Genomic DNA, 12,459 nt, shown 5'->3' with positions numbered 1-12,459 from the left:
CCAGGCGCTTCGTCACCGGAGGAACATTTCCCAGCGAACGCGGTTCGTTTCGAAGGAGATTTGACCTGATGAACGTGAATGCCGAACGCAGCGTTTCCCTTTGGATGGCAACAGTCCGCGAGTGGCAGGCGCAACCGCTGACCGCCAATGAGCGGGCAGACGTGGTGGTGGTCGGTTCCGGCATCGCTGGCCTTTCGACCGCCTATGAGCTGTGCCGCCAAGGGCAATCCGTGATTGTCGCGGACCGGGGCGCCATTGGTCGAGGCATGACCGCTCGAACCAGCGCACACCTCGCCTCCGTCCTCGACGATTTTTACCACAAGCTCATCGGCATACGTGGACGTGACGAGGCCCGGCACTACCTCCATAGCCAAATCGCTGCGCTCGATCGCGTCGAACAAATCCAGCAGACCGAAGAGATAGAATGCGATTTCCGGCGTATCGATGGCTATCTGTTCGCTGCCTCGGACGACGACGTTTCTCTCTTGGAGCGGGAAATCGACGCCTGTCACAGCCTGGGCTTCTCCGACGTCGCCTGGGATACAATGCCGGCCGCGGCTGACGGTCGCGAGTACCGCTGTCTCCGGTTCCTGAATCAGGCGCGCTTCCACCCGCTCAAGTATCTCGAGGGGCTTATGCGCTGCATTCAAAGAGAGGGCGGGCGCATTTACGCCGACACACCGGTCATGAGCGTCGAAGAGAAGGACGGCGAAACGATCGTGCGAACGCAAAACGATCATCAAATCCGCGCGCGAGCGACGCTCATCGCGACCAACTCGCCGATCAACGACTGGATCGCGATCCACACGAAGCAGGCGCCATACCGCACCTATGTCATTGCCGGCCGCGTCCCAAGCGGCTCGGTTGTCGATGCGCTCTATTGGGACACGCTGGATCCCTACCACTATGTGCGCCTGCAGCCGGTGGGCGATGAGCACGACTGGCTGATTGTCGGTGGCGAGGACCACAAGACGGGAAAGGCCGACGACCAGCCAGAGCGGATAGCGAGGCTTACCGAGTGGGCAAGGGCGCATTTCCCGCAGATGAGCGATCCGGAACATGCCTGGTCCGGTCAAGTCATGGAGCCGGTGGACCACCTCGCCTATATCGGCCGCAATCCCGGAAACGAGAACATTTTCGTGGTGACCGGCGATTCCGGTGAGGGGCTGTCGAACGGTGTCGCTGGTTCACTTATTTTGCGTGACCTGATCCTCGGGCGCGAAAATAGCTGGGCCGGCGTCTATCAGCCCAACCGTATTTCGATCGGCGCAGCTGGCGAATACATTTCCGAAAACCTCACCATGCCGGCCAATCTCGCCGAACATCTCACCGGCGGGGAATTGTCTTCGGTCGATGAGTTGAAGCCGGGCGATGGCGGGCTCATTCGCCGCGGCACGACAAAGCTTGCCGCCTTCCGCGACGACGGCGGCGAACTCCATCTTCGTTCCGCGACTTGCACCCACGCCGGCTGTGTCGTGCACTGGAATGGCTTCGAAAGATGCTGGGACTGTCCATGCCATGGCTCCCACTTCTCGGTCGATGGCGAACCTCTGAACGCGCCCGCGTTCAAGCCCCTCGCGGGCGCACAAGAATAGGGCGCGGCGAGTAGGGCTACGCAACATCTCGCGAGAACGGGCGGTCTCGAGGAACAACTGGCGACTTGCGCCGTTCACAGCGCCAGTTGGCCAGGAACGCCAGATCAGTGATTGGGTGAGCAAAGCGTCGTAACTTCATGTTTGATTGCATCATTCTGGGTGGAGGTCCTGCCGGTCTTGCCGCAAGCGTCTATCTGGCGCGCCTCAATCGCCGTGTGGTCCTCGTCGACGAGGGGAAGAGTCGCGCTTCGCTCATCCCGCGCTCGTACAATCATCCGGCTTTTCCGGATGGCGTAGCCGGCCAGGCGCTGCTTGACCGCATGCATGATCAAGCCAGCAGATATGGCGTGGAACATGTTGTCGCCCGTGGCGACCGGTTGGAGCCGATCGATGACGGCTTTCGGTGCACAGCAGCCGGACGCACCTTCCAAGGCCGTGCAATCATCTGCGCCACAGGTCTGGTTGATGTTCTTCCGCCCTGGCCCGATGCAACGGAATTGGTGCGAAAGGGAAATCTCAGGCTGTGCCCGATCTGCGACGGGTACGAGATCAATGGCGCTCCTGTCGTCGTCATCGGCCACAGCCGGCGGGCGATGAAGGAAGCCGCGTTTCTGCTGTCGTTCACCGACGACGTGACGGTGGCGACGTTGGGTGCCGAACTGGAGGGCGTGAGTTCAGCAGATATCAAGTCGCCTGTTCGACTGAGCACAGCGCGCTTGGCCCACCACAGACCCGCTCCCGAAGATCGCATTGCGTTGGAATTCATGGATGGAGTAGCGATGGAGGCGGTGGCCGTGTACTCGGCGCTTGGCTGCAGGCCTCGGTCCCTGCTTGCGCGGTCGCTTGGCGCCAAGCTCGACGAGGAGGGGCGGATACTGACCGATCAACATCAACGCACCAATATCCAGCGCTTCTACGCGATCGGCGATGTGGTGACTGGTCTAAACCAGATGGGCGTCGCCATGGCACAGGGGGAGATCGCCGCAGTTACCGCGCACAATGATTTGGCGGAGGCCTTTGGCGAACCTTGAGCGGGCCATCAGGCCGTGGCTGCCGGCTCGCTCGTTCACACGGATGAAAGCCGCCGCGCCAGGCCGATTTTCTCCAGTTTCATTCGCAGCACGGGATCAAGAACGACCTTCCTCCAAAGCTGCCGATAACCAAGGCGTTGATAGAGCTCGAGCGCTCGTTCATTTGCAGCGGCCACTTCGATGCGAGCTTCGGTATGTCCCCGCTCGCGAATCTGTGCTTCGAGCGCCCTCACGAGCGCCGATCCGGCACCTCGGCCCTCGAATGCCGGAGCAACCCAGATATCGCTGATCGTATCGTCCGCCTGCTCGCAGGCTCCTATCCCGGCAGCTTGGCCGTCGATGTCAGCCACCAGGATGTTAGATCCCATCTCCAGGAGAAATGGCAAGAAGGGATTGTCCCGCGCGATCGCGATCGCAACCTCCGTCGGGACCAGCGGTTTTATCCCCTTGCACCAGGCCGCAAGGCCAATTTGAGCAAGAGCATCCACTTCTTCGCTCGTGGCGGGGCGCACGACGATCATAAGATTCGTTCCTCCCGAAAGCGCGGTCAACGGTGACCGCTGCCAAGATGCAGCTCTGCCCCGCGAAGCCGCCACTCTCGGCGCAACCGCGGCATCATTTTACTCACCACCCTATAGTCGGCCGGGCAATCATCAGCCAGAAAATCGCCATAACCGCGCCGAAGGCCGGGAAGCCGAAGGCGAACCACAGATGAAACAGCCGATGGTATCGTTTCGGCAATGGGGCGCCGGCCTTGCTGGCCACCTCTGCGAGCCTGCGCAGTTCCATCTGCATCCATACCACAGGCAGCCAAAATGCACCGGTGACCAGGTACAGAAGGACCGACAGCAGGATCCATCCCTCCGTCAGGGAATAGCCGACATGCCAGGCAAGCGCGATCCCCGTTATCGGCTGCAGGATGACGGCGGTGGCCGTGAACAGGAAATCCGCCAAAACGACGATACGCGCGACGGCAGCGATCGTCTCGGCCCGACCGGTGCGATGCGCCACAAGCATGAAGAACGCAATTCCCGCGCCCGTGCCCAACAGCACGGAGGCACCGATCATGTGCAGGTACTTGAGAACGAAATAGAGCATCATCGCTCCTCCAGGATCCCTAAGGCGGCGAGGTGCAGCACAATGATCGGCCAGATCTTCATAAGCGGGCCGAGCGGTTCGCGCCACAATTCCGGAAGCAGGATCGTCCCGGCCACCGCATAGAAGAGGGAGATGCCAATGGCACCGTAGAGCCCGGCGCGGCTCGTTCGACGAACCGCAATGGCAAGCCCGATGGCGATGTCTGCGATCGCTCCGGCGATGACGCTCGGACCAGCGAGAACACCAGCGCCGGTGCGCTCCATGAGGTCGATGCCGATCTGGTAACCGACCGTTAGCGATACGACGCCGGTGCTGATCCAAAACAGCGACAGAACGACAAAGATGACCGGCTTCAGGAGGTAGAGCTTGGCGAACCATCTTTCCTGAACCGAAACGGGCGTTCTCGTCAGCGCCGCCGAGAGCGCTGTCGGTTCTATCTGCGTGTTCTCCGACCAGGCCCGGTTGTCGCCCGTGGCGCCGCGCGTGATCTCCTTTTGTGCCGTGCTCCGCGTCGGCGGACGCCAGCCGAGCGCTCCGGCAAGATCGCTGAGCTTGTAGAGGAGATCTGCGAGCGGACGAGGTATGTTGAGGACGCGGGCAGGGCGCCAGCCAAGCCATTGCCGATAGGCCCTCACGACAGCTTCGAAGGACAGCGCCTCCGGCCCTGCGACCTCCAGGACCAGCCGCTTAGGGGCACCAGGATGGACGAACATCTCGACGGTGCGCGCAACATCCTCCAGGCGCACCACCTGAAGAAGCCCGGTATTCGGCATGAGCGGCAAGACGGGCAAGGCGGCAAGGCCCCGGAAGAGCGCACTGGCGCCAAAGGCGCCGGGCCCGAGGACGACGGAGGGGCGCAGAATGACCCAGTCGAGATCGCGGGCCATCAGCGCCTCGTCGCCTTCGAGTTTGGTGCGCGAAAATGAGGAGGGTTGCGCCGTTTCGACGCCCATCGCGGAAAAGTGTATGACGCGGCGGACACCGGCCCGTTCACAGGCATGAAACAGGGCTGAGGGACCGCGGACGTGGACGCCGGCCGTATCTTCGCCCGGTCCATCCTGAAGTGTGCCTGCACAGTTCACCACGGCGGTTATGCCTGCGAGATGTGGCAGCCAGTCTTCTGGCTGGATAGCGAGCGCAAGATCGAGTTCCACCGTTTCGCCCGGCCACGGCCGGGAAGAGCCCGGTCGGACCACGCGCACCACTGCAATGCCGCGCTCGAGAAGCTTCGCGCAGACGGCCGAGCCGATCAGGCCGGAAGCTCCTACCACAAGCACTCTCATCCTTGCTCCTTCGGTCGTTGGCGAGAATGCGTGCCTAAGCTGTACCGCTCCAACAAGGGTCGGATGGAACATGTTCCTTGGATGGTGAACAGCCGTTTATCGAGAGAGCCTGTTCAGCGCCTCGCGGAGTGTCGCCGCGGCTTCTTCACGCTCGCCGGACGACATGAGATCGGGCTCCGCATCCAGCTTCAGATGCGGCAACTCCTTGTGGATCGCGTCGCAAGCGGCGGTGACATTGACCGTGAAGTCGACGACCCTGAAGGTCGCGATCGGATAGGCTATGCCCTTGACACGGACTCGTCCCACTTCCTCGCAATGGATCACGTCCTTCACCTGCGCGTAGGTCTCGTAGGATATGAGGACCGATCCAGGTTCCGCTTCCTGCTCCAGCCGCGCGGCGAGGTTCACGGCGCCGCCGATGATCGTGTAGTCCATTCGGTCTTCGCTGCCGAAATTGCCGACGGTGCAGTAATCCGTGTGAATGCCGATCCGGCAGCGGAGCGGCGTTTCAATTCCAGCGCTGTGCCAGGCCTCACCGAGTTCGGCCATGCGCTTCTGCATTGCAAGCGCCATCGAAACGCAGGCAATGGCGTCCTCCTTTACACCGCTTGTCTCCGGATCTCCGAAGAACATCAGGATCGCATCACCGACATATTTGTCGATCGTAGCGCCGAAGGAGAGCGCGATTTTGGACATTTCCGTCAGGTACTGATTGAGGAGCTGGGTGAGTTCCTCGGATTCCATCTTGTCGGTCGTTTCCGTGAAGCCGGCGATATCGGAAAAGCAGATGGTCAGTTTCTTGCGCTGGCTTGCGATGCTGACATCCTGCCGGCCGCTGAAAATCGAACTATAGACCTGCGGCGCGAGGTATTTCGCAAGCTTGCTTGAGAGCGCTTCGAGGGCCGCCGACTTCACGGAAAGGTCCTGCTCGCGACGCTTCAGCTCCGTTACGTCGGAATAGACGGCCACGGTGCCGCCGCCCGAAATCCGGCGTTCACTGATCTGCACCCAGCGATCCGGCTCGCGTCTCTGGAGGAGCGTCCCGGCCGGGTTGCGATGCGTCTCGAGCCGCTTGGCGATCCATTCGTCCTCCCGCCCGACGGCATCCTCGATCAGGCCGCGTTCTGCCGCCGCGCGGATGATCGCCTCGAAACTCGTGCCGGAGACGACCGCATCATCCATGCCCGGATAGAGAATTTCGCGATAACGGCTGTTGCAGAGAAGAAGCCGGTCCTCGCCGTCGTAAAGAGCGAATCCTTCGGAAATGCTTTCGATCGCATCGATCAGGCGTTGGCGGGCTTCGGCGACGTCGCGGAGGTTCTTCTCCTCGAACTCGATCGCCGTGTCACGGAAGACACGGAGCGCTTTGACCAGCCGGCCGATCTCGTCGCTGCCGGTCTCCGGCAACGCCACCCGTAGATTGCCGGCGGCAATGGAAAGCATGCTGTGGCTCAGACCTGCGAGACGGGCAAGCAGGTTGCGATCGACATAGAGCCAGACGATCAGTATCGAACTCAGCAGACTGAGCAGGGCGGAGCCGAGCACGATGCCGGTGCCGTAGCGCCGCACTGTCGCCGCTTCCGCGCCCGCCTCGGAGATCTCCCTTTGCGCCGCCGTCACGAGGCGGTCCACGGCAAGCGTCAGCTTGCGCGAGAGCTGATCATTTTCCGCCACCAGCTTTTCGCCCTCGGCCAGGACTGCAAGTTCTTCGCCGCGCGCATACGGGATGCTTCCGGGGCCGTCGATCAGCGCCTTGAATTCGTCGACAAGCTGGCGGAAGCGCTTGCGCAATTGCTCGTCGAATTCAGGGGTGACTGCCTCCAGCGCACCGACCGAGCGCTGCAGGGGAAACGAAAGCAACGACAGGTCGCCCGATGTCGGCACGACCGCGGCTTGCAGAAGCGTGTCGTTGATGGCCGCGATCTCCCGCTGCGCCGTCTGTTGCGGAATATAGGCCGCGATCGCCCGCGCCAGATCTCTCGCCGCCGCAGCTTCCGCTTCGGGTGAGAGCGTTGGATCGACCGTGGCTGCCCGCCACCGCGGGACCTTGGAGTTCATCACGAGAATGCCTGGCGCGATGAGGCGCTGACTGGCGTTCGTTGTCGCCGACAAGCGACGCAGCAGCTCCTCCTTCCGTGCGACCGCGGCCAAGCGGGCGGTGACGAGACCATCGAGGGCGTTCAGATTGCGCCGCAGCCCCACTGCCGCGTCTTCGATTTCGGTGACGACCGCCGAACTGAGCGCCGTTCCTTTGAGGGCAGCAAGCAGTTCCTCCAGGCGCGTCATCTCGCTGCCGATTGCGGCCGACACCTCGCTGTGCCGGGCCCTGCTGGTCGAAGCAAGGACTGCCGGGGCGGTGGCAGCGACGCGTTCGGCATGGCGGGAGAGTTCGAGCGATAGAAGGGCGGACGGGGCGCGGCGCTCCGTTACCCGTTCGAGCACCTGGCTCAGTTGGAGGAAGGCGTACAGCGCGCCCGCGGTCGAAAGCACCGCAAAGGCACTGATGCCGAAGAAGGCGAACAGAAGACGACCGCGAATGCCGAGACGATCAAGCATCGCGGCAACCCCTCGCTCCGGCTGAGGCGGTCAACATCGTCTGCACGGATTTCTTCTCAAATGCGAGCTGCTGCGGTCAGCGCTGGTTACTCCAGCGGCACGTACTCGCCACCCTTCCAAACATACCACACCCAGTTCTGAACGGTGAGATCGCCCTTATCGTCGAAATCGATGCGGCCGAGCACCGTATCGAACTGATGTTTGCGCAGCGCCGCGATGACTTTCTGCGGTTCGAGCGATCCCGCCTTCTGAACCGCCTGCGCCCACACCTCGGCAGCGCCGTAGCTGTGCAATGTCCAGGAGTCCGGCTCGAAATTCTCGGCCCGGAAGCGCTCGACGACGTCCGCCGCCTCGGCATTGCGACGCGGGTCGGCAACGAAAGTGAATAGGGTTCCTTCGGCGGCCGGGCCGGCGATGAGGCCGAATGCCTCGGTCGCCGTATCGTCACCCGAGATGACCTGCACCGGATAGGCGCGCTCGCGCGCTGCACGAACCATAAGCGCTGCTTCCGTATGATAGCCGCCGAGATAGAGCACCGCGATCCCTGCCGTCTGCAAGGCCGCGATCTCGGCCGAGTAGTCGTCCTTCCCCGGCTCGTAGCTTTGATAGATCGCTTCGTTGACACCGCGCTTGTTCAGTTGCTTCTTCGTCTCTTCGGCGAGACCCTTGCCATAGGTCGTGCCGTCGTGAAGGATAGCGATCTTCTTGTCACCCCAGTGATCGGCCAGGTAATTGCCCGCCTTCAGGCCCTGTGCATCGTCACGGCTGCACACCCGGAAGACGTTGGCGTGGCCTTGCTCGGTCAGCGTCGGATTGGTCGAGGACGGCGAAATCTGCAACACGCCGGCCTTGGCGTAAATCTTGGATGCGGGGATCGACGCTCCGGAGCAGTAGTGTCCGACAACGAAGACGGCTTTGTCGGCGACCAGCTTCTGGGCGGCGGCAACGGCCTGCTGTGGATCGCAGAAATCGTCCGCCACGATCAGTCGGATCTGCTGGCCGAGCACGCCGCCGGCGGCATTGATCTGAGCGACGGCCATTTCGGCGCCGCGCTTCAACTGCGTGCCGGTCCAGGCAAGCTTTCCCGTCATCGGCCCGGCGACGCCGATCAGAACTTCCGCTTGAACCGGAAAGCCGAGCGCATAGGCCAGGACGAGAGCGAATACGTGAGGTCGGCGCATGGTGCCTCCTCGTCGAAATATACTCTCGATACCGGGGTGCTGCTACTTGTCTATGTCGGCGGCCCTCAGGATCCGGGATGCGGCGCACCGAAGATCTCAGCTTGGCGTTCAGCGATTGATCGGCGGCCCATCTGCGACGTGAGCCCAATATTGCGGCAGGTCGTCGGTGATCGTGAACCAGGGCGCTTTCGAGCCGACGAAAATGTGCTCGCTCGGCCGGATCGTCGGTTCGTCGGCGAGCGAGCCGAGCGCGACATGCACATAAGCGCCATCGCGGACGACCGAATAGAGAAAAGATGCGCACTGGCCGCAGCGGGCGTCGTGCGCGTTGTCGTCGCCGTAGAACCGGAGTTGATCGGCCCCTTCGGTCACAGCGAATTGCTCGCGCTCGATGCCTGCAAACGGCTTGAAGGCGGACCCGGTCGTCCGCCGGCAATCCGTGCAATGGCAGTTTGCCGCATAACGGAACGCGTCGGTGACGGCATAGTGAACAGCGCCGCACAGGCACCGTCCGGCAAGCATGCGGGCGCTCTGGTGCGTCGTATCTGTCATATGGTCCTCGTACAGAACAACGCTTCGTGCCGAAACGAGCCGAAGCGGGAGACGGATAGGCTCGTCGCTCAGCGCAGTTCCTGAGCGATTTCCCAGACATGGCCGGAGGGATCCGCAAATGCTGCGGTTCGGCGTCCCCAAGGGCGATCGATAGGGCCGTTCAGCAGCCTCACGCCTCGACCTTCAAGGCTGGCGCATACAGCGTCTACATCGGCGACCTTGATCGTGAGCAGCACACGCGCGCCCGAATTCACCGGCGCCACCGGCAAGGGTTCGACGAGCTCTGGCGCCTGCGAGGCATGAAGCAGATTGATCATGGCGCCGTCGAACTTCAGGACACAGGAGACTTCATCCTGGTACACCACTTCCGGGTCAAAAACCTTCTGGTAAAAGGCTTTTGCCCCGTCGATCTCATCGACAAACAGGGTCACGACTTCAAGCGCATTGAGCAATGACAAGCGTCCCTCCTTAAACAGCTTAGCGGCGCGGACCTGAACGTGCGTCGGTCGGACCACAACAAGAGGCAGCTGCGGCCTCCACTCCGACAAGGTAAGAGCTTTCGCAACGAATGTTCAAGGTTGCAGGTGTGACGAGAACATCGTCAGGTCGAGACGTTCCACGAGGCAGCAGGCCGGGCCGTCATTCGCCACCGTCTGCCGAGGGGATGCATTCATTGCTGCCAAATGCGTGCCCCCGGCGGGGTTCTGGGACTTCGACAGGGCCTGTGGCTTCACCCGCTAGGCCTTGCCAGCGACTCTCCGCCGCCTGTCGAGCCAGCGCATCGCCGGAGTGACGGTCAGCCCGTGCGTGACGATGGAGATCAGCACGATCAAGGCGACAGCGGACCACATTACGCCAAGATCCTCGAAGCGGGCCATCCCGGTTGCAAATGCGAGATAATAGATCGAGCCGAGGCCGCGGATCCCGAACACGGCGATGGCGGCCCTTTCTCCCTTGGGCAAGGTCGACGGGAGGCTCACCCATCCGGTGGCCGGTCGGGCGATCGCCAGCACAAACAGGGCAAAGGCGACGACGCGCCAATCGAGGTCGGCGATGAATTGCCCAAGGCTCACGGCAGCTCCGAAACAGACGAGAAGCACCATCATCAGCAGCCTTTCGATCTGCTCGGAGAAGTCGTGAAGTTCCTTGTGAAATTCGTGGTGTCGTTCGACGGTGCGGAAGGAGAGCGCGGCGACGAACACAGCAACGAAACCGTAGCCGTGGACGAGTTCTGTCAGACTGTAGGCTAGGCAGGTAATTCCCAATGCGACGAAGCCGTCGCCTGTGCGTACGAGCGCCGCCCCTTTCGGCAGGCGAAATGTGGCAAAGCCTAACACCTTGCCAATGATCCACCCCATCACCACCCCGGCAAGGAGCCGCCACAAAACGTCGAAGAGCAGCCAATCGGCGAACCAATCAGGCTGATCGGAGGCGAGTGCGATCGCGATTGCCAAGTAGACGAATGGGAAGCTCAGACCGTCGTTCAAGCCGGCTTCGGATGTGAGTGCGAACCGAACCTCGTCCTCCGTCCCGGTCTGCGGCGGCCCCACCTGGACATCGCTCGCCAGGACCGGATCGGTCGGCGCCAGACAGGCGGCCAGCAGAATGGCCGACGCAGCACCAAGACCCAGAATCAAGGAGGCGCCGGCGGCCATCACGGCGATGCCCAACGGCATCGCAATCCCCAGAAGCCGCCAAGTGAGAACCCAACTGTGCAGGCCGATGGGGCGATCGATCTTCAGTCCGGCACCCATCAGTGCAACGATGACGGTGAACTCCGTCATATGCTCTATGACAAATCGGCTGTCGAATGAGGCGAGATCGACGAGCGGTGTAAGAATGGTGTGTCCGGCGAGAGCGCCGATTGCGATGCAGAAGATGGGCAGTGAAAGCGGCAGGCGGCGAAAGACCATGGGAATCCAGGCGGTGAGCAGGATCACCAGCCCGAGGAGTCCAAGCGTTACGTCGTAACGTTCCATCTATCCCGCACCTCAGCGGCTTGACGCGTTGAGAGCTGGATCGGAATCGAGGGTTTTTGGGGTGTTCATGGACATGATGGCTCCGATAACGCGCGGCAGGATCAATCGGAAACGCGTCCGTCAGGCGTGTCGTTCCCCGTCGGCAGCCCACAGCGTTCGCTGATGAAACGGAGATCTGGAATCAGGAGCATGGCGCACCAATATCATAGGATGATCAACAAAGTTCTTTGATTGGAGGATCAAAGGGAAATGCGCATGCGCTTTTCGGATCTCGCCATTGACGATCATGAAATCTCGATGCTCCGGCGCGTTCATGTCTATGCATGTTCCTCTAGGGAGCTGGAGCCGGAAAGTGAGGAGGGTGCGAAGATAGGCAGGATGCTTATTCACCTTTATCAGCAGGGTGTAAGGAGCGAGCTCGCCCTGGTGCGGATGTTGACGGGCAATACCGTTCCCGGAATAGAGGCAGCCGATTAACCGTTCTGTACACCTTCCACATGAGCGCCTCGCCTAAGGCGAGGGGCATCCTTTTAGCTGGGCGTCGGAAAGCTGGCGCAACGGTGCGCCCACGCGCGTGAACAATTGCGGTTCTAAAGCGTTTACTTTCAACCTCACAACGACGTGGAGGAAGTAGCATGCGTCGCGACATGCAGCGTTACATGATGATCGAACTGATCGCGCTCATCGCTGCGCTTGCCGTGGTCGCCGCGGTCATGGTCGTCACGCTGCTTCCGGGCTGACAGATGGCAGCAGGTCGGGCGCGGCATCGATCTCCGAGAACCTGATCGGAAGGTCGGTCGGGCTCGACGAAAAATGTAGCGCGTAAGTCACCGATGAACGAGTACCAGAGAGAATTCATCTCGGCAAACGCTTATGATGTGCAGCGCTTGCCCTTTGCAAAACGCCTCGAGGAGCTGTCGCCTGGCGAGTGCATCTGGCCGATCAACAGCGGCGGCCCGTATCTCTTTTGCGCCGCCAAGGCTGTCGGAAAATACTGTCCGCATCATAAGGCAAGACTGATCCAGAAGAGAGGTCCGCATTCCCCTTGAACGAGCGTTGCCGCAACGAGCGTTGCCGCGTCCCGCAAACGGATTGTCGGGGTGCGCAGCGCGGCCTCCTTGGATGACCTAATCCGAGCAAGCACCGGAACAAGCAGTTTTCCCGAGCGTTGGGCATATCGCGGG

11 protein-coding genes are annotated in these 12,459 nt (G+C 61.7%); 3 read left to right on the top strand and 8 right to left on the bottom strand.

Going from position 1 to position 12,459, the window contains the following annotated elements; genetic code table 11:
* Positions 1-68: 68 nt before the first annotated feature.
* Positions 69-1,595: an FAD-dependent oxidoreductase gene (locus USDA257_RS05775; RefSeq protein WP_014761967.1), complete on the top strand. Its 1,527-nt coding sequence runs from the start codon at positions 69-71 to the stop codon at positions 1,593-1,595.
* 137 nt (positions 1,596-1,732) lie between these two features.
* Positions 1,733-2,626, top strand: coding sequence for an NAD(P)/FAD-dependent oxidoreductase (locus tag USDA257_RS05770; protein WP_014761966.1), 894 nt, complete (start codon positions 1,733-1,735; stop codon positions 2,624-2,626).
* A gap of 35 nt (positions 2,627-2,661) precedes the next feature.
* Here the strand turns inward: USDA257_RS05770 and USDA257_RS05765 are convergent, their stop codons facing one another.
* The 8 genes from USDA257_RS05765 to USDA257_RS05730 form a co-directional block, all read right to left on the bottom strand.
* Complete coding sequence (locus USDA257_RS05765) at positions 2,662-3,147, bottom strand: GNAT family N-acetyltransferase (RefSeq protein WP_014761965.1); 486 nt, start codon at positions 3,145-3,147, stop codon at positions 2,662-2,664.
* A 103-nt stretch (positions 3,148-3,250) separates the two neighbouring features.
* Positions 3,251-3,724, bottom strand: a complete 474-nt coding sequence (locus tag USDA257_RS05760) for a DUF2269 family protein (protein WP_014761964.1) — start codon at positions 3,722-3,724, stop codon at positions 3,251-3,253.
* The gene (locus tag USDA257_RS05755) at positions 3,724-5,007 is read right to left on the bottom strand and encodes an SDR family oxidoreductase (RefSeq protein ID WP_014761963.1); all 1,284 of its coding nucleotides are present in this window, start codon (positions 5,005-5,007) and stop codon (positions 3,724-3,726) included. The genes USDA257_RS05760 and USDA257_RS05755 overlap by 1 nt, the downstream gene beginning before the upstream one ends.
* Positions 5,008-5,103: 96 nt before the next feature.
* Positions 5,104-7,563 carry an adenylate/guanylate cyclase domain-containing protein gene (locus tag USDA257_RS05750; RefSeq protein ID WP_014761962.1) on the bottom strand — a complete coding sequence of 820 codons (2,460 nt, stop codon included), beginning with the start codon at positions 7,561-7,563 and terminating at the stop codon, positions 5,104-5,106.
* Positions 7,564-7,649: 86 nt separating this feature from the next.
* Positions 7,650-8,744: a branched-chain amino acid ABC transporter substrate-binding protein gene (locus USDA257_RS05745; protein WP_014761961.1), complete on the bottom strand. Its 1,095-nt coding sequence runs from the start codon at positions 8,742-8,744 to the stop codon at positions 7,650-7,652.
* 108 nt (positions 8,745-8,852) lie between these two features.
* A complete protein-coding gene (locus tag USDA257_RS05740; RefSeq protein WP_014761960.1) occupies positions 8,853-9,296 on the bottom strand; it encodes a GFA family protein in 444 nt (147 codons plus the stop codon).
* Positions 9,297-9,364: 68 nt separating this feature from the next.
* Positions 9,365-9,754: a VOC family protein gene (locus USDA257_RS05735; RefSeq protein WP_014761959.1), complete on the bottom strand. Its 390-nt coding sequence runs from the start codon at positions 9,752-9,754 to the stop codon at positions 9,365-9,367.
* A 279-nt stretch (positions 9,755-10,033) separates the two neighbouring features.
* Positions 10,034-11,275 carry a cation:proton antiporter gene (locus USDA257_RS05730; RefSeq protein ID WP_014761958.1) on the bottom strand — a complete coding sequence of 414 codons (1,242 nt, stop codon included), beginning with the start codon at positions 11,273-11,275 and terminating at the stop codon, positions 10,034-10,036.
* Positions 11,276-11,524: 249 nt separating this feature from the next.
* Between USDA257_RS05730 and USDA257_RS05725 the strand changes: the two genes are divergently transcribed.
* Complete coding sequence (locus USDA257_RS05725) at positions 11,525-11,752, top strand: hypothetical protein (protein WP_014761957.1); 228 nt, start codon at positions 11,525-11,527, stop codon at positions 11,750-11,752.
* Positions 11,753-12,459: the final 707 nt, after the last annotated feature.

The organism is Sinorhizobium fredii USDA 257, from assembly GCF_000265205.3.
In the GTDB taxonomy this organism is placed as follows: domain Bacteria; phylum Pseudomonadota; class Alphaproteobacteria; order Rhizobiales; family Rhizobiaceae; genus Sinorhizobium; species Sinorhizobium fredii_B.
The sequence above is the reverse complement of the archived record's forward strand: the minus strand, read 5'-3'. Positions and strand labels throughout refer to the sequence as shown.